We start from the raw sequence: 20006 nt of genomic DNA, 5'->3' as shown, positions 1-20006 counted from the left end.
TCCGCGCTACTCGTCCTCGGCCAGGGTGGCGTCGGCGTAGCCGCGGCAGTACTCCCACGTCACGTAGTGCGCGGGGTCCGGGTCGAAGGCCGGCTCGTGCGGGCGCATCCGGCCCTCGTCGAGCAGCTGCTGGAGGCTGGCGCGCAGCAGATTCCACTCGTGGAAGTGCTGCTCTCCGCAGTCGGTGCAGTCGACGACGATGCCGCGGACCCCACGCTTCGACAGCAGCGCCTGGTAGACCGCGAGATCCGCCAGGTCCGCCAGGATCTCACCGCGGTCGGTGTCGGTCAGCGGGGGACCGTCGGGGTCACCGGAGTCCGCCCACGCGTCGTCACCGTGATCGTCCAGCGCCTCCAGGGAGCGCGCAGGGTCATCCGGGTCTCCGGCGAACGGGTCCGGTGGCAGCGCCTCTGGTGACACGGCGTACACGGTACCGGTGTCGGGGGTCGGGCCCCGGCCCACCCCGTAACGGTCCACGTACGATGGCGTCCTGCGGCGAGCGACCGCCGCGGTAGTCGCGACTGCAAGGGGAGCTCCGGAGAGATGACGAGCGAGATCGGCGGCCTGCCGGACAAGTTCGCGACGATCGGCCTGACCTTCGACGACGTCCTGCTGCTCCCTGCCGAGTCGGACGTGATTCCCAGTTCGGCCGACACGTCCAGCCAGGTGACCCGCCGCGTGCGGGTCCAGGTGCCGCTCGTGTCGTCCCCGATGGACACGGTCACCGAGTCCCGGATGGCGATCGCGATGGCCCGCGCGGGCGGGCTCGGGGTGCTGCACCGCAACCTCGCGCCGGACGCGCAGGCGGCCCAGGTCGAGGTGGTCAAGCGGTCCGAGGCCGGGATGGTGACCGACCCGGTGACGTGTGCGCCGGACGCGACGCTGTCCGACGTCGACGCGCTGTGCGCCAAGTTCCGGATCTCCGGCGTGCCGGTGACCGACGAGGGCGGCCGGCTGGTCGGCATCATCACCAACCGGGACATGCGGTATGAGGTCGACACCGACCGCCCGGTCTCCGAGGTGATGACCCGCGCCCCGCTGGTGACGGCGAAGGTCGGCGTGACGGCGGAGGCGGCGCTCGGGCTGCTCCGCAGGCACAAGCTGGAGAAGCTCCCGATCGTCGACGGCGACGACGTGCTGCGCGGCTTGATCACGATCAAGGACTTCAACAAGACCGAGCAGTACCCGCTCGCCACCAAGGACCCGGACGGCCGCCTGGTCGTCGCGGCCGCCGTCGGTGTCGGGGACGACGCGTACTCGCGGTCGATGGCCCTGGTCGACGCCGGCATCGACGTCCTCATGGTCGACACCGCGCACGGCCACTCCCGCCGGGTGCTGGAGACCGTCGCGAAGCTGCGCGCCGAGGTCGGCGACCAGGTCGACGTCGTCGGCGGGAACGTGGCGACCTACGAGGGCGCGAAGGCGCTCGTCGAGGCGGGCGCCGACGCGGTCAAGGTCGGCGTCGGGCCGGGCTCCATCTGCACCACCCGCGTCGTGGCCGGGGTCGGTGCCCCGCAGATCACCGCGATCTACGAGGCGACCCGGGCGTGCGCGCCGGCGGGCGTGCCGGTGATCGGCGACGGCGGCATCCAGTACTCCGGTGACGTCGCCAAGGCGATCGCCTCCGGTGCGTCGACGGTGATGCTGGGCTCGCTGCTGGCGGGCACCGCGGAGTCCCCGGGCGAGGTCGTGCTCGTCGGCGGCAAGCAGTTCAAGACCTACCGCGGCATGGGCTCGCTGGGTGCCATGCAGGGCCGGGCCGGTGCCGCCGGGCGCAGCTACTCCAAGGACCGCTACGCGCAGGACGACGTGCTGTCCGAGGACAAGCTCGTCCCCGAGGGCATCGAGGGCCGGATCCCGTTCCGCGGGCCGCTCTCGTCGGTCGTGCACCAGCTCGGCGGCGGGCTGCGCTCGGGCATGGGCTACGTCGGTGCGCAGACGATCGCGGAGCTGCAGCAGGCGAAGCTGGTGCGGATCACCGCGGCCGGGCTCAAGGAGAGCCACCCGCACGACATCACGATGACGGTCGAGGCGCCGAACTACGTCGCCCGCTGACTCTCCGGCGGTACCGGGTAGGCCGCGGCACGGACGCGGGAGGGCGCCGCTTAGGGTGTCCCCGTGCGTGACCTCGTGGAGATCGGGATGGGCCGGGAGGCCCGTCGTGCCTATGACCTCGACCAGATCGAGATCGTGCCGTCGCGGCGGACCCGCAGCTCCAAGGTGGTGTCGACCTCCTGGCAGCTCGACGCCTACCGCTTCGACATCCCGCTCGTGACCCATCCGACCGACGCGGTCGTGTCGCCGGCGTCGGCGGTGCGGGTCGCCGAGCTCGGCGGTCTGGCGGTGCTGAACGCCGAGGGCCTGTGGGCGCGGCACGGCGACGCCGAGGGCGCGCTGGCGCGGGTCGTCGAGGCGGCCACCGGTGACGAGCCCGACTCGGCGCTCGCGCTGCTGCAGGAGCTGCACCAGGCCCCGATCCGCGAGGACCTGATCGTGGAGGCCCTGCGCCCGCTGCGCGAGGCCTCGCACACGGTCGCCGCCCGGGTCAGCCCGCAGCGGGCCCGCGAGCTCACCCCGGCGCTGCTCGCCGCGGGCGTCGAGGTGCTGGTCGTGCAGGGCACGATCGTCTCGGCCGAGCACGTCTCGGAGGGCGAGCCGCTCAACCTCAAGGACTTCATCGCCGACCTCGACGTGCCGGTCGTCGCCGGCGGGGTGGGTGACTACCGCACCGCGCTGCACCTGATGCGGACCGGCGCGGCCGGCGTCATCGTCGGGTACGGGCAGTCGACGGCCACCACCACCGATGAGGTGCTCGGCGTGGGCGTCCCGATGGCGACGGCGATCGTCGACGCCGCCGCGGCGCGCCGCGACTACCTCGACGAGACCGGCGGCCGCTACGTCCACGTGATCGCCGACGGCGGCATCGGCACGTCCGGTGACATCGCCCGCGCGGTCGCCTGCGGCGCCGACGCCGTGATGCTCGGCGAGCAGCTCGCCGAGGCCACCGAGTCCCCGGCCGGCGGGCTGTACTGGACGTCGGCGGCGGCACACCCGTCGCTGCCGCGGTCCGAGGTCACCGGCCTCGCCCGGTCCGGCCGGTCGCTGGAGCAGGTGCTGTTCGGACCGACCGACAGCCCGTACGGCACGACGAACCTGTTCGGCGCCCTGCGCCGCGCGCTGGCGAAGACCGGCTACTCCGACCTCAAGGAGTTCCAGCGGGTCGGGCTGAACCTGCGCACCTGAGCCGGTCGGCCTACCCCTCGGCGGTGACGGCCGCGACGAACTCGATCGCCCGCTCCCGCAGGCCGGCCCGGCGCTCGTCCACCGTGGTGCCGGGCGTCGGCTTCAGCACGGCGGTCGCCGTCTCGACCCGGACGTGCTCGGCACAGGCGAGATCGGTGCAGATGTAGGTGCCGACCGTGTCGCCCTGGCGTCCCTTCGCGCCCCGGCGGGGCGCCGCGAAGAGCGCGACCCCGCCGACCGAGTGCGTGGTCCGGCAGAGCGCGCACATCGCGGCCGCCCGCGCGGTGCCGGTGGCGGCCCGCAGGACGACGCCCGCAGGGCCCTCCGCCGTCGGCACCAGCAGCACCCCGCGGTCCGGGGCCTTGGGGTCACGCCAGCCGTGGACGTCGTCGAGGCTGTCGGGGTCGAGCTCGCGGACCCACGCCGGCAGGGTCATCCGGTTGCCTCGCCCTTCGAGCAGTTCGTCAGGGCGCGGCGGATCCGGTTCTCGTTCGGGCTGGTCACGTCCGGCGACGTTAGGCGTGCCGGTGGCGGGCGGTCCACCGGGTTCCGGCCGGTGATCGCGCCGTGGACCGGCTCCCGTGCATGATGGCGGGATGAACCGACCCACCGCAGGGGCCGCCATGGGTGGGGGCCGCGCGTTCGTCGACGCCACCGGCACGCCCGTCCCGCTGCGCGGTCCGGTCCGGCAGGTCGTGGCGACCGACCCGGACGTCGGTGCGTTGCTGGTCGAGCTGGGGGCGACGGTCGTCGGCTGCGCCGGCGTGCTGGACGGCGTCGACGAGGTCGGTACCGACCGCGCCCCGGACCCGCAGGCCGTGGCCACTCTCCGGCCGGACGCGATCGTGACCGGGCTCGCCGGTGGCGCCCACGATCTCGCCGACCCGGCTCTGCTCGGGCGGCTGCGGGAGGTCGCACCGGTCGTGGCCGTCGACCTGGAGCGGCGGGCCGCGACCGCGGCGGACCTGCGTGCCCTCCTGGGCACGGTCCAGCCCCCACCCCACCGCTCCCTCGGCCGGCACGAGGACTGATCCCGCGACGCTCACGGGATCGGTGTCCGCGCACGCGATCGGGTGCGCACCGCCGGAACCGGTGAGCGTCCGGCTCGTGGGAAGGGTGTGGCGGGGTCAGGTCAGGGCGGTGTGGATTCGGGTCGCTGTTGCGGTCAGGTCCTGGCGGACCAGGGCGGACTGCTCGGTGAAGGTGGTCAGCTGCCGGGCGTCGAACGTCAGCGCCCCGGACATGCAGGCGGTCGCGGCGGCCGAGCCGTGGTCGAGCAGCGCGGTCCAGTGGCCCTGCGCGACGGCGTCCGGCACCGCGTCGTAGCCGCGGGCGTCGCGCATCACGGTCTGCAGCGTCCCGCAGGCGACGGCGAGCTCGACGGCGTCCTGCCGGCCCGCGGCGGCGGCGAGCCGGTCGAACCCGTCGCCGATCGCGACGAGGTGGCCGAGGCCGCCGTTGTCCCGCCACGCGGTCAGCGCGACCACCGGATCGGCGGCCGACAGCGCGGTGCCGGGCACCGCGTCGACGAGTGCGGCCGCCGCGGCGGGGGAGAGCGGCGCGATCCGGGGCAGCGGTGCTCCGGAGCCGGTCACGGTGGCCGGGGTGGGCAGCGGCGAGGACGACGACGGAGTCAGCAGCAGCCCGGTCGCGGCGATCGTGGCGGTGGCGACGGCGGCGCCGAGGAACACCGGCAGTACCGCCGTGCGGAACGCGCGGGCCCGGGTGACGGGCAGGGCCGGACCCGGCTCCGTGGTGCCGGCGGGAACCGGCAGGGCGGTGTCGTCCGGCGTCGGCGTACCGGGCGCCGGGGCCACGGTCCGGGCGGGAGCCGGGCGCTGCTCCGGGATCGCCCGGTCCGGCAGCACCCCGGGGCCCGGCTGCGGCGACGCGACCGCGCCGGGCGGGACGCCGGCCTCGGTGCGCTGGGCCGGGATCGTCGCCGCGGCGTCGACCGTCCCGGGGTCGCCGGTCGGGGTGCTGGCCATCTCGGTGCCTCCGGGGGAGTCGTGCGGAGCGGACGTACCCCTGATCGGCCGAACGCCGGTGCGTCGTTACCGGTGTGCGGGCCCCGGCGGCGTCGATCATCAGGATCGATGATCGGAGGGACGAGGCACGGGGCCGATAGGGTACGCCGTACGAAGAGTCGGCGAGGGAGTTCGGTGACGGATCAGCAGGGGTGGGGGACGCCCGAGGGCCAGGCGATGATCGAGCTGCTCTGGGACCCGCCGGCCCCGCCACGGCGCGGTCCGCGGCAGAAGCTGACGCTCGACCGCGTCGTCGAGGCGGGCATGGCCGTCGCCGCCCGCTCGGTCGACGAGCTGTCGATGCGCAAGGTCGCCCAGGAGCTGGGGGTCGGCGCCATGAGCCTCTACACCTACGTGCCCGGCCGGGACGAGCTGTTCGAGCTCATGGTCGATCGCGCGTGGGGGACGCGGGAGCTGCCCGCCCGGGACCTCGGGTGGCGGGCGCAGGCGGAGTTCCACGCGCACGAGGCGTGGCGGATGTACCGCAAGCACCCGTGGCTGATCAGCTCGAACCTGTGGCGGATGCCGCTGGGGCCCCACGTGCTCGACGTCCAGGAGGACCTCTACCGCGCGGTCTCGCTGGCCGGGCTGGACCCGGTGACGGTCGTCCGGTCGGCGGGGCTGATCGAGTCGCACGTCTTCGGCGCGGCCCGGGCGAAGATCACCGACACGTCGGTGGCGTCCCGCACCGGTGTCGACCGCGACGACCACTACGCCACCCGCGCCGGGTTCTGGGGGAGCTACTTCAGCGAGGAGCGGTTCCCGTCGATGAACCGGCTCTGGTACGCGGGCGGGTTCGACGAGGAGGACGCCGACGGCGACTGGGAGTTCGGTCTCGGCCTGATCCTCGACGGGATCGAGCGGCTGGCGGGATGATCCGCGTCCGGCGACGGGCGCCGGCTCGGCCGGGAGCAGCTGGACGACGTCGATCCGGCCCCGTACGTGCGGTGGAAGCGGCGTGCGTGGGAACGGGCGGCGGGGCCGGCCCCGGCCGGGCGGTGCGGGCACCGGGTGACGCCGGTCGCGTCGTTACCCTGGACGGCGTGCAGACCCCGACCGTCCTCGTCGTCGACTACGGCGCCCAGTACGCGCAGCTGATCGCCCGCCGGGTGCGCGAGGCGGACGTGTACTCCGAGATCGTCCCCGCGTCGACGCCGGTGTCCGAGATCGTCGACCGCGCCCCCGCCGCCGTGATCCTCTCCGGCGGCCCGGCCAGCGTGTACGCGGACGGCGCCCCGGCCGTCGACCCGGCGCTCTTCGAGGCCGGCATCCCGGTCTTCGGCATGTGCTACGGCTTCCAGGCGATGGCCCGCGCGCTCGGCGGCGAGGTCGCGCACGATGGCACCCGGGAGTACGGCCGCACCGAGATCGCACTGTCGGGCACCCCCGGCACGCTGCACGGCGGGCTGCCGGCGACGCACCCGGTCTGGATGAGCCATGGCGACTCGGTGACCGCGGCGCCCGCCGGGTTCACGGTGACGGCGTCGTCGGACCGGGTCGCGGTCGCCGCGTTCGAGGACACCGACCGGCGCCTGGCCGGCGTCCAGTACCACCCGGAGGTCGGCCACTCCCCGCACGGGCAGGAGGTGCTGCGGCGGTTCCTGCACGACGTCGCCGGCATCACCCCGACCTGGACGACCGCGTCGATCATCGACGAGACCGTCGACGCGATCCGGGCGCAGGTCGGCGACGGCCACGCGATCTGCGCGCTGTCCGGCGGGGTGGACTCCGCGGTCGCCGGTGCGCTCGTGCAGCGCGCGATCGGGGACCGGTTGACCTGCGTGTTCGTCGACCACGGGCTGCTCCGTGCCGGTGAGCGTGAGCAGGTGGAGAAGGACTTCGTCGCCGCGACCGGGGCGACGCTGCACACCGTCGACGTCGCCGACCGGTTCCTCGACGCGCTCGCCGGGGTCACCGACCCCGAGGAGAAGCGCAAGATCATCGGCCGGGAGTTCATCCGGGTCTTCGAGGCCGCGACGGCCGAGGTCGTCGCCGACCACCACGTCGGCTTCCTGGTGCAGGGCACGCTCTACCCGGACGTCGTCGAGTCCGGCGGTGGCGACGGCACGGCCACGATCAAGAGCCACCACAACGTCGGCGGGCTGCCGGACGACATCGAGTTCGCTCTGGTCGAGCCGCTGCGGGCGCTCTTCAAGGACGAGGTCCGCATGGTCGGTGCGGAGCTGGGGCTGCCCGAGGTGATCGTCGGCAGGCAGCCGTTCCCCGGCCCCGGCCTGGGTATCCGCATCATCGGCGAGGTCACCCACGACCGGTTGGAGACGCTGCGGGCGGCCGACGCGATCGCCCGCGAGGAGCTGACCGCGGCCGGGCTGGACCAGCAGATCTGGCAGTGCCCGGTGGTGCTGCTCGCCGACGTCCGCAGCGTCGGCGTCCAGGGCGACGGCCGCACCTACGGCCACCCGATCGTCCTGCGTCCGGTGTCCAGCGAGGACGCGATGACCGCGGATTGGACCCGGCTGCCCTACGAGGTCCTCGAGCGGATCTCCACCCGGATCACCAACGAGGTGTCCGAGGTGAACCGGGTCGTGCTGGACGTGACGAGCAAGCCGCCGGGCACCATCGAGTGGGAGTGACCCCCGGACGTCGAGCGGGGCGGGACCGGTGTTCCCGGTCCCGCCCCGGCCTGCCCGGGCCTGCGTCCCCGACCCCCGTCGGGTCCGCGGCCGCACGGGCGGCGGTGGGCGCCGGCGACGCTCCCCAGCGCGCCGGCGACCCCCACGTGTGGTGTCGCTGACTAGTTGTCGTCGGAGGGGGCCCGGGAGTTACGCAGGCTCGCCACCAGGAACGCGATCCCGGCGACGACGGCGGTCCCGGCGAGCAGCCAGCGCAGGTCGACGAACTCCCACGGGCCCACCCCGGTCAGCCCGGAGACCGCCACGAGCAGGGCGAGGGTCCCCGCCACCAGGGCGACCACGTCCGGCCGGCGACGTCCGACCTCGGTCTCAGCCACGCTGCACCTCCACGACTCCCATCTCGGCCCGCAGGTCGAGTTCCAGTACCCGCCCGCCGGGGCCGTCCGGCCCGGGGTCGGTGACGGCCAGGTCCGAGTTCTCCCCGGTCCGGGACTGACCGTCGATCGTCACGTCGCCGAGCCCGGCCGACCCGCGGACGACGAGATCGGCGTTCTCGGGTACCCGCACGGTGATCGCGCCGGCGCCGACCTCGGCGCGGGTGCGGACCGGGCCCTCGGCCCCGGGCGCCGGGGTCAGGTCGATCCGGGTGAGGTCGAGGTCGATGGTCCCGGAGCCGCGCCGGTACTCGGGCGCGACCTGTGCCGCTGTCGCAGGGGCCTCCACGATCGGGCCGACGCCGCCGCGGACCGCCCAGCCGTCCGGGCCGAACGCGCCGTTCACCAGCGAGGTCAGGCCGGTCAGCAGGGCCAGCACCAGTGCGAACGGGATCAGCCAGCGCCCCACCCGCCGGAACGCGCCGATCAGCAGCCCGACCCCAACGACGGCGAGCGCCGCCCCCGGCACCGCGGACAGCGGCAGGACGCCCGGTGCGGCCAGCACGATCACACCCACCATCCCGGCGACGACGAGTGCGACGGCCAGCGTGACCGGCGTCAGCTTCGAGCGCGGCGCGGGCGGGGGCACCGGCTCCGGTCCCGGCTCGGGCAGGTCCCAGGCGAACGGTGCGACGCCGAGCGGGTCCCACGACGGCGGCGTGCGCTCCGGGTCTCCCGGCATCGCCGGGTGCACCGCGCCGGTGGGGCCCGTGGCGCCCGGCGCCGCCGCCCACGGGACGGCCGGGGTGGCGGCGGTGGCCGCCGTCCGGGCCGCGGGCCGTCCGCCGCGGGTCAGGTGCAGGGCCACCAGCAGCCCCACTGCGACCACCGTGGCCACCAGCCGTTCGGCCGAGGTGACGAGCGGGATCGCCAGGAGGCCCGCGATCGTCAGCAGGGTGATCGAGAGGACCGACGCCGGCGCGTTCCGCTGCGGCGGTGCACCCGGCGGGCCGGCGTCCGGCAGGACGGCGCAGCCCGCGAGGTAGAGCGGCAGGCCCGGGCCGGTCACCGTGGCGACGACGAACGCGATCCGCACCAGCGTCGGGTCCACGTCGTAGCGGCGGGCGATCGCGGAGGAGACCCCCGCCAGTTTCCGGTCGTCCCGTGGCCGCACCGGCCGGGACTCCCACATCTCCCGCAGGGTGTCCATGCCCTGCGCCCCCGCCCGGCGTGGCCCCGGGGTCCGGGCCTGTGTTCCGCTCATGACGACAAGCCTGCACGGCCGGGTGACCCCCGGTCTCGGGGACAACCCCGAGCCGACCCCGGAACCGGACCGGAGGGGGACGGCCGCGAACCGTGTGACGATGGAGTCGTGAACAGCCCGAACCCGTCCGCCCGCGGTGCGCCCGCCGGTGCGCCGCCGGAGCCTCCGGCCCCACCCGGCCCCGCTTCCGGGGCCCGGACCGAGCCGACGGCCGGCGAGGCCCGGACCGGGCCGGTGGCCGGAGCCGACCGGACCGAGTCGGTGGCCGGAGCTGACCGGACCGGGCCGGTGTCCGGGGAGGAGCGGACGGAGCCGGCCCCGGTGGGGGACCGCACGACCGCGCGGGTCGCCGCGTCCGCCGCCCCCGCCGCGCCGCTCACCCGGCGCCGGTCCGGCCGGATGCTGGGCGGCGTCGCGGGTGGCGTCGCCGACCATCTCGGCGTCGACGTGCGCTGGGTGCGTGCGGCGTTCGTCCTGCTGACGTTCCTGGGCTGGGCGGGCGTACTGGCGTACGGCCTGCTGTGGGTGTTCGTCCGGCAGGAGGTCTCCGCGGCCGAGCGGACGGTGACCCGTTCCGAACGGCTGCAGGCGGCCGGGCTGCTCACCCTCGGTCTGGGGTTGTCGCTGGTCGCGGCCACGTCCGGTTCGGTGATCGGATGGATCGCCGGCCCGCTGGGGCTGGCGACGGTCGGTGCGGCCGTCGTCTGGCGGGAGGCGGACGAGGCGCAGCGCCGCCGCTGGGCGCGGGACGCGCGCACCCGCGTCGTCGGGGGCCGGGCCGCGCTGGTGCGGTCGCTGCTCGGGGCCGCCCTGGTCCTGACCGGGCTGATGGCGTTCCTGCTGGGGAACCTGGACCTCGGCCAGGTGCGGTTCGGCATCCTGGCCGCGCTGGCGACCCTGCTCGGTGTCGCGGTGCTGACCGTCCCGTGGTGGGTGCGGCTGGTGCGCGATCTCGGCGAGGAACGGCGGGCCCGCGCGGTCGAGGCGGAGCGGACCGAGATCGCCGCGCACCTGCACGACTCGGTGCTGCAGACCTTGGCGCTGATCCAGCGCCAGGCGGGCGATTCCCGCGAGGTGCAGCGGCTGGCCCGCGGACAGGAGCGCGAGCTGCGGGCGTGGCTGTACGGGCCCGGCGGGCGTGCCACCGGCGGCGCCGGGGTGCCGCCCTCGGAGGCGGCGGAGACGACGCTGTCCGCGGCGATCACCCGCGTGGCGGGGGAGGTCGAGGACACCTATGCGGTCGCCGTCGGGCCGGTGCTGGTCGGCGACGCCGAGCTCGACGGCGACCTGCGCGCCCTGGTGCTCGCGGCGCGGGAGGCGATGGTGAACGCGGCCAAGCACTCCGGGACGGCGGAGGTGGACGTCTACGTCGAGGTCGAACCGGCCTCCGACGAGGTCCCCGGCGTCGCGGAGGTGTTCGTCCGCGACCGCGGGAAGGGCTTCGACCCGGACGCGGTCGACGGCGACCGGCACGGCCTCACCGACTCGGTGCACGCCCGGATGCGCCGGCACGGCGGTACGGTCCGGATCCGCACCGGTGCGGGCGAGGGCACGGAGGTGCGGCTGACGATGCCGCTGGAACGGGAGGGGACGGCATGAGCTCCGCGGAGGCCGACGGGCCGATCCGGGTCTACCTGGTCGACGACCACGCGTTGTTCCGGTCGGGGGTGCGCGCCGAGCTGGATCGCGGCGACGGCCGGTCGCCCGCCGTCGAGGTGATCGGCGAGGCGGGCTCGGTGGACGAGGCCGTCGCCGGTGTCGCGCACCTGGAGCCGGACGTCGTGCTGCTGGACGTGCACCTGCCCGGTGGCGGGGGCGCCGAGATCCTGCGCCGCACCCGGGCGGCGGGGACGGAGTCGGTGTTCCTCGCGCTGTCGGTGTCCGACGCGGCGGCGGACGTCATCAGCGTCATCCGGTCCGGGGCCCGTGGCTACGTCACCAAGACGATCTCGGGGCGCGATCTGGCGGACGCGGTGCGCCGGGTGCGGGTCGGCGACGCGGTGTTCTCCCCGCGGCTGGCCGGGTTCGTGCTGGACGCGTTCTCCGACCGTCCGGGGGCGGCGCCGCCGGTGGACCCGGAGGTGGACCAGCTGACGAAGCGTGAGCGCGACGTGCTGCGGCTGCTGGCGCGCGGCTACGCCTACAAGGAGATCGCCGGGGAGCTGTTCATCTCGGTGAAGACGGTGGAGACCCACGTGTCGAGCGTGCTGCGGAAGACGCAGACGTCGAACCGGCACGAGCTGTCCCGCTGGGCTTCCGACAGGAGGCTCGTGTAGGTCGCGCAGCGACCGGAGCGGGCCGGAAGGAGCATCGGCACCGACAGGAGGCTCGTGTAGGTCGCTACCCCCTGCACGACGACGGCGCCGGACCCGATCGCGGGGCCGGCGCCGTCGTCGTTCGGAAGGGGTGGTCAGCCGCCCAGCAGGGAACCGGCGCCCTCGGTGACGCCACCGACGAGCCCACCGACCGGCTCGGTGACCGTCGACGCGGCCTTCCCTACCGGCTCGGTCACGGTGCCGAGGGCCTTCCCGACCGGCGCGGTGACCTTCTGCAGCGGCTGGGTCCGCTCGTTCCCGGAGGAGCCCGAGGACCCGTCGGTCTTCTTCGTCGCGGCCGAGGTGTCCAGCAGCCCGGTGACCGGCTCGGCGGCCTTCAGGACCGGCCCGGTCAGCGGCTCGGTGGCGCCCAGGACCGGCTCCGTCACGGGCGACAGGGCACCCAGCACCGGCGTCGTGACGGGCTCGAGGGTGTCGGTGAGCGGGCGGGTCACCGGCTTCACCGCGTCCGTGACGGGGGCGACGGCGCCGGTGACCGGCTCCAGGGCCCCGCCGACGGTCCGGCCCACCGGGCCGGCTGCCCGCGCGACCGGGGCCACGACGCCGTCGGCGACACTGGCGACGGCCGGCCGGACCGGTTCGGTGACGCCCTGCAGCGGACCGGTGCTCGTGCCGTCCGCGGACGGGCTCGGCGTGGTGAGCGGCGCGATCAGGTTCGGCGCGGACGGCCGGTCCGGGTTGTTGAGGGCCTGCACCGGTGCGAGCCCGCCGATCGGCGAGCCGGTGCCGGTGGAGCCGGTCCCGGTGGGGCCGTTGCCGGACGGCGTGCCCGGGGATCCCGCGGGCGGGGTCGCGTCGGCCGTCGTCGTGGTGCGCTGGGCCGGGATCGCCGCGGCCGCTCCGGAACCGGTGCCGGTCGAGACCTGACGCAGGGTGCCCGCGGCGGCGGACTGCTGCGGGAACGCGACGTCCATCCAGTCGGTCGCTCCGGGCGCGGTGCCGGGCAGCTCGTGCAGCGGCGACGAGAGCGCGACGTTCGCCGGCAGGTACTGGCCGGGCAGCGTGTCGGGCGCCTGACCCGCGGGCAGCGCGACGCCGGGGAAGAGGCCGTCCGCGGCGGCCTGGGAGTCGGAGTCGTGCGAGGCGGCGCCGTTGTACATCGCGGCGCCGAGCACCGAACCGGCGGCGACCAGCGCACCGGCGACCGCACCGGCCCGCCGGCGCCCGGACGTCGGCCGGGCGGCCCAGCCCTGGGCACCCTCGGTGCGCGGCTGCGGGAGGTCGATGTCGGGCCACCCGCCGGGCGCGCCGGCGGCGGGGACGTCGGACGCGGGAACAGCTGCGGCCGACTCGCGGCCCTCGCGGCGCAGCAGATCGCCGACGGACAGGATCGGGCCGGTCAGCGGTCCGGGGCGGGAGTCGCGTGCGCCGGCCGCATGACGGGCCAGAAGCTCGGCGACACTCACGACCTCACGGTGCCCGGGGGCGCCGGGGGCGCCGGGGAGCGGGGCTCCGGCAGGGGTGTCGGTCACGGCCGCACGTCCTCCTTCAGGTGTCGTTTCGACCCGGGAAGGTCTACCGGAACCCTCGCCCGATCCCAAGTGATGACCCTCCGCTCGTCGCGCGTAACCCGATCAGGTGATTCCCGTTCGACGGGCGTAACCGACCGCTCACCCCGTTCGTTGACCACCGAGGCAACCGGTCTGCGACGACACCGGGTCGGAAACCGCAGGTCGGTCTTCCGGCCGGAGCGACCCCGGTCACATTCCGTGCACTTCTGGTGAATCGCCGAATGGTCGTCGTTCCCGGGCGGATGCGGAGCGCGACGACGGCGGCCCGGGCGGCGACCCGCGCTCAGCGACCGCCGAGTCGCCCCCGGCCGAGCCGCAGCAGCATGAGTGCGAGCTCCCGGCCCTCCGGGCCCAGCTCGTGGAACCGGTCCAGCACCGCCATCTCGCGGCTGTAGACGATCCGCGGCCCGCCCGCGGCCATCCGCGCGGCGCCGATCCGCTTCGACACCTCCGTGCGGCGCAGGACGGCGTCGAGGATCTCGGAGTCGAGGCGGTCGATCTCCTTGCGGAGGTCGTCGATCTCGGAGTCGGCGCCGGTGGGGACGGAGTCCCCGCTCGGCGCGTGGGAAACGGCGGGTTCGGTCACGGTCGTGGCTCCTCGTCTCGGTCACCGGGTCTCGAGGACCGAGGACATGCGAACGCCCCGGGTCCTGCCGGACTCCGGGGCGCGCTGGGGGGTCTGTCCTCAGACAGGGTGTGCAGCGGGTGCCGGAGACCGGAACCCGTAGCGAAATCGCCTGTCGTCGTACACGGCCGCGAGTGTAGACCACCGGCGGGGTGCGGGCGTCGTCGTTCCACCCGCCGGGGCCGGGCTGTCGGACCCCCGGCGTACCGTGTTCGACACGATGAGTGCGCTGTTCGAACTCCCCGGGACGAGCTCGGTCGCCGAGCCGACGACCTCACGCGGCCGGCAGCTGCTCGAGGGCCTCAACGACCGGCAGCGGGAGGCCGTGACCCACGCCGGGTCCCCGCTGCTCATCGTCGCGGGAGCAGGCTCGGGGAAGACGCGCGTGCTCACGCACCGGATCGGCTGGCTGCTCGCCGAGCGCGGGGTGCACCCCGGCGAGATCATGTCGATCACCTTCACGAACAAGGCCGCGGCCGAGATGAAGGAGCGGGTCGACGGCCTCGTGGGTCGCCGCTCCGGCCCGATGTGGGTGTCGACGTTCCACTCCATGTGCGTGCGGATCCTGCGCCGCGAGGCCAAGCACCTGGGCGTGCGCAGCGCGTTCTCGGTCTACGACGCCGACGACTCCCGCCGCCTGGTCGGCATCGTGGGCCGGGACCTGGAGCTCGACCCGAAGAAGTTCGCCCCGCGGGCCCTCGCCGCGCAGATCTCGAACCTGAAGAACGAGCTGCTGTCGCCGGACGACGCGGCCGAGCGTGCCGGCACCGACCACGAGCGGCGGATCGCCGAGGTCTACGGCGTCTACCAGTCCCGGTTGCGGCAGGCGAACGCGTTCGACTTCGACGACCTGATCATGGAGACGGTCTCGCTGCTGGACCGGATGCCCGCGGTGGCCGAGTACTACCGGCGGCGGTTCCGGCACGTGCTGGTCGACGAGTACCAGGACACCAACCACGCCCAGTACGAGCTGGTCCGCCAGCTGGTGCTCCCGGCCACGGAGAAGGGGAAGCCCGCCGAGCTCTGCGTGGTCGGCGACTCGGACCAGTCGATCTACGCGTTCCGCGGCGCGAACATCCGCAACATCATCGAGTTCGAGCAGGACTTCCCGGACGCGCGGACGATCCTGCTGGAGCAGAACTACCGCTCCTCGCAGACGATCCTGTCCGCCGCGAACGCGGTGATCGCCCGGAACCCGGAGCGCCGGGACAAGCGACTGTGGTCCGACGCGGGCGACGGGGAACGCGTCGTCGGCTACGTCGCCGACAACGAGCACGACGAGGCGTCGTTCGTGGCGAGGGAGATCGACCGGCTCGTCGACTCCGGCGAGTACCGCAACAGCGACATCGCCGTCTTCTACCGCACGAACAACCAGTCCCGTGTCTTCGAGGACGTGTTCCTGCGGGTCGGGATGCCGTACAAGGTGGTCGGCGGCGTCCGCTTCTACGAGCGCCGCGAGATCCGCGACGCGCTCGCGTACCTGCGGGTGCTGTCCAACCCGGAGGACACGGTCAGCCTGCGGCGCATCCTCAACGTGCCCAAGCGCGGCATCGGGGACCGGGCCGAGTCGGTCGTCGCGGAGTACGCCGAGCGGGAGCGGACGTCGTTCTCCCGGGCGTTGCGCACCGCGGCCGAGGAGCCCGCGAAGCTCCCGGCCCTGGCGACGCGCTCGCAGAAGAACATCGCCGGGCTCGTCCGCATGCTCGACGATCTCGGCGAACTGGTGGAGCGCGGCGACGACACCGCGGAGATCCTGGAGGCGGTCTACGCCCGCACCGGGTACGTGGAGGAGCTGCAGGCCTCCGAGGACCCGCAGGACGGCACCCGGATGGACAACCTCGCCGAGCTGGTCACCGTGGCCCGCGAGTTCGCCGGTGACGCCGCGGTGGCCGACCTGGAGGCACTGAGCACCGACCCGGACGCCGGTGGCGGGGCGATCGGGTCCGGAGCGGCCCCCGGCGAGGACCCGGCTCCCGCTGCGGGGGCGCCGGCGAGCCCCGGCGACGACGTCGACACCGACGCCGGTGCCCCCGAGCCCGGTTCGCTGGCCGCGTTCCTGGAGCGGGTGGCCCTGGTCGCCGACGCCGACTCCATCCCCGACGACGACACCGGCGTCGTCACCCTGATGACCCTGCACACCGCGAAGGGCCTGGAGTTCCCGGTCGTGTTCCTGACCGGCTGGGAGGACGGGATCTTCCCGCACCTGCGGACGCTGGGGGACCCGAAGGAGCTCGCCGAGGAGCGCCGGCTCGCCTACGTGGGGATCACCCGGGCCGAGCAGCGCCTCTACGTGTCTCGCGCGATCGTCCGGTCGGCGTTCGGGCAGCCCAGCACCAACCCGGCGTCCCGGTTCCTCGACGAGGTGCCGGCCGAGCTGACCGAGTGGCGGCGCACCGAGGAGCAGCTGGTGGCCGAGCGGCCGTCCGCCCCGGTGGGCCGGTTCGGCTTCGGCCGCTCCGGCGGACGGGGCGCGACGGGGTCGGGCGGCCGCGGGGACTGGAAGGTCCCCGAGCGCAGCCTGAACAACACTTCGCTGCATCTCGACGTCGGCGACCGCGTCAACCACGACAAGTACGGGCTGGGCACGGTGATCGCCGCGGACGGCGTCGGCCCGCGGGCGACGGTGACGATCGACTTCGGCTCGGGCGGGACGGTCCGCCTGATGCTGATCGGCGGCGTCCCGATGCAGAAGCTGTAGCCCGGGCCGGGTCAGTCGTCGTCGGAGTCCCGGTCGGAGTCGCCGCGGCCGGGGTCCGCCGCGGCCTCGGCCGGGGTGAGGATCTCGATCGAGGTGAAGGCCCCGGAGGCGTCGACGGTGACGGTGCGGGGTGCGGGCACCGCGCACGCCGTCGGGCACTCGGTCGACCCGAAGACGGTGAAGCCGCTGACGTCGGCCCGCACGCCGTCGGGGACGACGATGCGCAGCGACCCGAGGACGGCACGGGTCTCCACCCGGTCCTGGTCGGGCGCCACGGCGATCGTCCGTGAGCTGAGCACCGCGGCGCCGTCCTGCGCGGAGATCAGGTGCGAGCCGCCCCAGAGCGCCGCCGCGACCAGCGCGACCGTCCCCAGTGCACCTCCGGCCGACCGGGCCGCCGTCGTGAGCAGGTCCCGTCCGCGGGACGCCGGGGCGGCCGTGGTGACCGTCGGTGCGGCGGTGTCGGCGGGCAGGTCGACGGTCAGCGGTTCCAGGTCGGCGCGGGTCCGGGCGGCCCAGGCGCGGGCGGACCGTTCCTCGTACTCCTCCAGGGAGAGCCGGCCCTCGCCGTGGGCCCGCTGGAGGCGGGCGTCGACCGCGCGGCGTTCGGTGCCGCCGACGCGGAGTTCCGATCCGTCCGTCACGCGGCCATTCTGCCGCGTGCGGATCAGGCGTCGCGGTCGCCGGTCAGCCGGGTGACGTCCAGACCGCGTTCGGTGAGCCAGGGCAGCGGGTTGGTCTTGCTGCCGTCGGACTCCCAGATCTCCAGGTGGAGGTGCGGGCCGGTGGACTGGCCACGGTTCCCGACCTCGGCGATCTCGTCGCCCGCCTTGACCTGCTGTCCGACCTCGACGAGCGAGCGGTGGATGTGGCCGTACACCGAGCTGGTTCCGTCGGGGTGCTTGAGCACCACCCACATCCCGAAACCGCTGGCCGGGCCGGCCTTCTCCACGACACCGTCGGTGAGGGCGAAGATCGGCGTGCCGATCGGCGCGGCGAGGTCGATGCCGTAGTGCTGCACGCCCCAGCGGGCACCGAAGCCGGAGGTGAAGCGGCCCGCGGTGGGCATCACCAGGGGCTCGCCGTCGAACACGACGGCCTTCGGTGCGCCGTGCGACATGGCGCCGGAGATGGCGCGTTCCTGCGTGGCGGCCTGCTCACCGAGGCGGGCGGCCTTGGTGAGGCTGGCGACGTCGACCTCGGTGGTGTCGTCGAGATCGGGCAGCGAGGCCTGCGAGGCCAGCTGCTCACCACCGATCGCCGAGGTCACCGCGGGAGCGGTCGTGTCGGCAGGACGGGGCTCGGCCGACACCGGCAGCATCGCCGAGGCGGCGAGCCGTGCGTAGGAGTCCTCGACGGCCTGCTCGCCGGACAGCCCCGGGAAGCCGAGGGCGCCTGCCATCGTCTGGCCGGCCGCGACGAGCGCGCCACCGGCTGCGGCGGCGACGGTCACCCGGGTCCGGTGGCCGGTCGCCGGGGGCAGCGGGAACTGGTGCCCGCCGGCCGTCGCCGGGCGCGCGGCCCCGGTCGTGGGTGTGGCCGCGCCGCGCACGGTTCCGTCGTGGGACGTCGCGCGTACGGCTCCGCCGGGTGCGGCCGTGCGGGCGGTCGCCGCCGGGCCGGGGTGCGGCGCGGCGGCACGGGCGACGGGCGCGTCCGGGGTGCCGGGACGCGCTGGTGCGGCGGGGCGGTGCCCGTCGCGCGGACCCTGCGGGCGGTTCCGGGGCGCGGCGGTGCCGGGCCGGTGGCGGGTCCCCGCCGGTTCCGGACGGGTGCGGGCGGGCACGTGGGCCGGCGGATGCGGACGGTGCACGTCGGCGCCGGTCGGCACGCGGGTACGCGTGACCGACGGCGGAGGCGCCGGGTGCCGGTGGCCGCCCGCGGTGACCGGCACGTGGGGGATCGTGCCGGGCCGGGACTCCGGTCGGACGGCGCCGCTGGGGGAGCGGTGGCGCGCCAAGACCTGCCCTTCTGGTGTTCAGGTCGTCCCGGGCCGGTCGGCGGTGGTCGTCGGAGTGGGGGCTCCGCGGGGGTGTGCGCCGTTTCGGGGGCGGCGCCGACCACCGTGATCGGCTCGTGACGTGGACGACTGGACGGTAACCCGACAGTCGCAACGCGGCAACGGCGGGCCGCCGTACGGGTACGGACGGTCGGAGATCATCGGCGACCGGTCGGGGGAACGCGCCGGAGGGCGACGGCTCCGGGTCACCCGGTCGTCCGCCGCCGTACGGGTGGGCGGACTCCGCGGCTCAGGACGCGGGGGGGGCGGGACACCGGGGACGCCGCCGCCGGTGCCGTCGAGCTCCGCGTCTACCGCGTGCCGACCGGCCGGGCGGAGGGATCCACGCAGCCGGCGGTCCCGGACCGCGTCGTGCTCGCGCCGCTCCACCTCGCCGCGCGCCAGTGTGCTGGCCACCCAGTGCACCGTGCGCCGGTCGATCGGCAGCGACAGGTGCCCGACGTCGTCGAGGTGGAGCTCCTGGACGTCGAGGTCCGGATGCTGCAGCCGGGCGTTGCGCTGCGGGACGACGACCTCGTCCATCCGGGACCAGACGACGAGGAACCGGGTCCGGCACCCCGGTGCCGGTGCGTCGAGCTCGGCGAGCACCTCGGAGCCGGGACGGAGCTGGCGGCACAGCGCGGTCGGCGCGAGCCGGGCCAGATTGCTGCCCGAGTGCGGGCTGCCGAGCGTGACCAGGGTGTCGACGACGTCGTCGCCGCCCATCCGCTGGACGTAGTAGCGGGCGACGACCCCGCCGAGCGAGTGCCCCACGATGTGGACCTTGTCCGAGCCGGTCGCCTCGCGCAGTCGCTCGACGTGCCCGCGGAGTTCGTGGGCGGCGCTGCGCAGGTCGCCGGTGAGCAGGCTGTAGTTGATCGCGTGCACCGTGCCGAACCCGCGCCGGCGCAGCGCGTGCGCGAACACGGTGAACACCGACCGGTTGTCCATGATCCCGTGGATCAGCAGGATCGGGGTCCCCGCGGCGGCCGGGTCGGCGACGACCAGGCTGCGCTTGACCGGCGGGAGGGTGTCGGTGCGCCAGTGCCCGTGTGCCCGGACCGTCTCCTCGGCCAGCCCGATCGGGTAGAGCGCGAGGTGGGCTGACAGCCACGCCCACTCGACGGCCAGGCCCCTGAGCCCGGCCGGGGAGGTGAAGGTGCGCACGGCGTAGCCCGTCGCCTGCCCGAGATCGCTCGCGAGGTCCGTCGCTCCGGAAGCGATCGCGCGCAGGCGACGCCACCCGGGTAGCGACGTCGCCATGGTGGAAAGGTAAGTCAGATCACAGCCGTTCGCCCGGTGGCGGCCCGGCGCGTGGTCGGCATCACTCGGACG

General features: G+C 74.9%; 18 protein-coding genes. 8 read left to right on the top strand and 10 right to left on the bottom strand.

What is annotated here, in order from left to right:
* Positions 1–6: 6 nt before the first annotated feature.
* On the bottom strand, positions 7–420 hold the full coding sequence (locus tag Ae150APs1_RS11775) for a DUF5319 domain-containing protein (protein ID WP_033199942.1): 414 nt from the start codon (positions 418–420) through the stop codon (positions 7–9).
* A gap of 123 nt (positions 421–543) precedes the next feature.
* Here Ae150APs1_RS11775 and guaB point away from each other — a divergent pair, with 123 nt between their 5' ends.
* Both guaB and Ae150APs1_RS11765 read left to right on the top strand, forming a co-directional pair.
* Positions 544–2055, top strand: a complete 1512-nt coding sequence (gene guaB / locus Ae150APs1_RS11770) for an IMP dehydrogenase (RefSeq protein ID WP_010233290.1) — start codon at positions 544–546, stop codon at positions 2053–2055.
* A gap of 63 nt (positions 2056–2118) precedes the next feature.
* On the top strand, positions 2119–3243 hold the full coding sequence (locus Ae150APs1_RS11765; RefSeq protein WP_010233293.1) for a GuaB3 family IMP dehydrogenase-related protein: 1125 nt from the start codon (positions 2119–2121) through the stop codon (positions 3241–3243).
* A gap of 10 nt (positions 3244–3253) precedes the next feature.
* On the opposite strand, the gene Ae150APs1_RS11760 is transcribed toward Ae150APs1_RS11765, so the two are convergent.
* Positions 3254–3679: an FBP domain-containing protein gene (locus Ae150APs1_RS11760; RefSeq protein WP_249266307.1), complete on the bottom strand. Its 426-nt coding sequence runs from the start codon at positions 3677–3679 to the stop codon at positions 3254–3256.
* 160 nt (positions 3680–3839) lie between these two features.
* On the opposite strand from Ae150APs1_RS11760, the gene Ae150APs1_RS11755 reads away from it, so the two are divergent.
* Positions 3840–4274 carry a hypothetical protein gene (locus Ae150APs1_RS11755; RefSeq protein WP_139316876.1) on the top strand — a complete coding sequence of 145 codons (435 nt, stop codon included), beginning with the start codon at positions 3840–3842 and terminating at the stop codon, positions 4272–4274.
* A gap of 96 nt (positions 4275–4370) precedes the next feature.
* Here Ae150APs1_RS11755 and Ae150APs1_RS11750 read toward each other — a convergent pair whose 3' ends face one another.
* Positions 4371–5231, bottom strand: coding sequence for a hypothetical protein (locus tag Ae150APs1_RS11750; protein ID WP_075297509.1), 861 nt, complete (start codon positions 5229–5231; stop codon positions 4371–4373).
* Between the two features lie 174 nt (positions 5232–5405).
* Between Ae150APs1_RS11750 and Ae150APs1_RS11745 the strand changes: the two genes are divergently transcribed.
* The gene (locus Ae150APs1_RS11745) at positions 5406–6146 is read left to right on the top strand and encodes a TetR/AcrR family transcriptional regulator (RefSeq protein ID WP_249266306.1); all 741 of its coding nucleotides are present in this window, start codon (positions 5406–5408) and stop codon (positions 6144–6146) included.
* Between the two features lie 158 nt (positions 6147–6304).
* Complete coding sequence (gene guaA, locus Ae150APs1_RS11740; protein WP_029239190.1) at positions 6305–7864, top strand: glutamine-hydrolyzing GMP synthase; 1560 nt, start codon at positions 6305–6307, stop codon at positions 7862–7864.
* Between the two features lie 161 nt (positions 7865–8025).
* Here guaA and Ae150APs1_RS11735 read toward each other — a convergent pair whose 3' ends face one another.
* The gene (locus tag Ae150APs1_RS11735; protein WP_075297507.1) at positions 8026–8241 is read right to left on the bottom strand and encodes a hypothetical protein; all 216 of its coding nucleotides are present in this window, start codon (positions 8239–8241) and stop codon (positions 8026–8028) included.
* Positions 8234–9502 carry a PspC domain-containing protein gene (locus Ae150APs1_RS11730; protein ID WP_075297506.1) on the bottom strand — a complete coding sequence of 423 codons (1269 nt, stop codon included), beginning with the start codon at positions 9500–9502 and terminating at the stop codon, positions 8234–8236. Before Ae150APs1_RS11730 ends, Ae150APs1_RS11735 begins: the two co-directional genes overlap by 8 nt.
* A gap of 321 nt (positions 9503–9823) precedes the next feature.
* Between Ae150APs1_RS11730 and Ae150APs1_RS11725 the strand changes: the two genes are divergently transcribed.
* Positions 9824–11101: an ATP-binding protein gene (locus Ae150APs1_RS11725; RefSeq protein ID WP_075302019.1), complete on the top strand. Its 1278-nt coding sequence runs from the start codon at positions 9824–9826 to the stop codon at positions 11099–11101.
* Entirely contained in the window at positions 11098–11778 is a 681-nt protein-coding gene (locus Ae150APs1_RS11720; RefSeq protein WP_075297505.1) for a response regulator transcription factor, read from the top strand. The genes Ae150APs1_RS11725 and Ae150APs1_RS11720 overlap by 4 nt, the downstream gene beginning before the upstream one ends.
* Before the next feature lie 134 nt (positions 11779–11912).
* Here the strand turns inward: Ae150APs1_RS11720 and Ae150APs1_RS11715 are convergent, their stop codons facing one another.
* Positions 11913–13310: a hypothetical protein gene (locus Ae150APs1_RS11715; protein WP_075297504.1), complete on the bottom strand. Its 1398-nt coding sequence runs from the start codon at positions 13308–13310 to the stop codon at positions 11913–11915.
* A 322-nt stretch (positions 13311–13632) separates the two neighbouring features.
* Positions 13633–13935 (bottom strand): chorismate mutase, encoded by a 303-nt coding sequence (locus tag Ae150APs1_RS11710; protein WP_010228337.1) that lies wholly within the window; start codon positions 13933–13935, stop codon positions 13633–13635.
* Between the two features lie 259 nt (positions 13936–14194).
* On the opposite strand from Ae150APs1_RS11710, the gene Ae150APs1_RS11705 reads away from it, so the two are divergent.
* Positions 14195–16672: a UvrD-helicase domain-containing protein gene (locus Ae150APs1_RS11705; RefSeq protein ID WP_075302017.1), complete on the top strand. Its 2478-nt coding sequence runs from the start codon at positions 14195–14197 to the stop codon at positions 16670–16672.
* 11 nt (positions 16673–16683) lie between these two features.
* On the opposite strand, the gene Ae150APs1_RS11700 is transcribed toward Ae150APs1_RS11705, so the two are convergent.
* The 3 genes from Ae150APs1_RS11700 to Ae150APs1_RS11690 form a co-directional block, all read right to left on the bottom strand.
* Positions 16684–17316, bottom strand: a complete 633-nt coding sequence (locus Ae150APs1_RS11700) for a DUF1707 domain-containing protein (protein WP_075297503.1) — start codon at positions 17314–17316, stop codon at positions 16684–16686.
* 23 nt (positions 17317–17339) lie between these two features.
* Positions 17340–18224 (bottom strand): M23 family metallopeptidase, encoded by an 885-nt coding sequence (locus Ae150APs1_RS11695; protein ID WP_249266305.1) that lies wholly within the window; start codon positions 18222–18224, stop codon positions 17340–17342.
* A 426-nt stretch (positions 18225–18650) separates the two neighbouring features.
* Positions 18651–19934 (bottom strand): alpha/beta fold hydrolase, encoded by a 1284-nt coding sequence (locus Ae150APs1_RS11690; RefSeq protein ID WP_249266304.1) that lies wholly within the window; start codon positions 19932–19934, stop codon positions 18651–18653.
* Positions 19935–20006: the final 72 nt, after the last annotated feature.

Origin of the sequence: Pseudonocardia sp. Ae150A_Ps1 (genome assembly GCF_001932315.1) — a bacterium.
Lineage (GTDB): Bacteria > Actinomycetota > Actinomycetes > Mycobacteriales > Pseudonocardiaceae > Pseudonocardia.
This window is presented reverse-complemented; position numbering and strand designations above follow the sequence as displayed.

What these genes read in the sequence shown, in the direction of transcription:
- guaB (WP_010233290.1), top strand. Translation starts at nt 544, where the DNA reads ATGACGAGCGAGATCGGCGGCCTGCCGGACAAGTTCGCGACGATCGGC.
- Ae150APs1_RS11760 (WP_249266307.1), bottom strand. Translation starts at nt 3,679, where the DNA reads ATGACCCTGCCGGCGTGGGTCCGCGAGCTCGACCCCGACAGCCTCGAC.
- Ae150APs1_RS11755 (WP_139316876.1), top strand. Translation starts at nt 3,840, where the DNA reads ATGAACCGACCCACCGCAGGGGCCGCCATGGGTGGGGGCCGCGCGTTC.
- Ae150APs1_RS11750 (WP_075297509.1), bottom strand. Translation starts at nt 5,231, where the DNA reads ATGGCCAGCACCCCGACCGGCGACCCCGGGACGGTCGACGCCGCGGCG.
- Ae150APs1_RS11730 (WP_075297506.1), bottom strand. Translation starts at nt 9,502, where the DNA reads ATGAGCGGAACACAGGCCCGGACCCCGGGGCCACGCCGGGCGGGGGCG.
- Ae150APs1_RS11720 (WP_075297505.1), top strand. Translation starts at nt 11,098, where the DNA reads ATGAGCTCCGCGGAGGCCGACGGGCCGATCCGGGTCTACCTGGTCGAC.
- Ae150APs1_RS11705 (WP_075302017.1), top strand. Translation starts at nt 14,195, where the DNA reads ATGAGTGCGCTGTTCGAACTCCCCGGGACGAGCTCGGTCGCCGAGCCG.
- Ae150APs1_RS11690 (WP_249266304.1), bottom strand. Translation starts at nt 19,934, where the DNA reads ATGGCGACGTCGCTACCCGGGTGGCGTCGCCTGCGCGCGATCGCTTCC.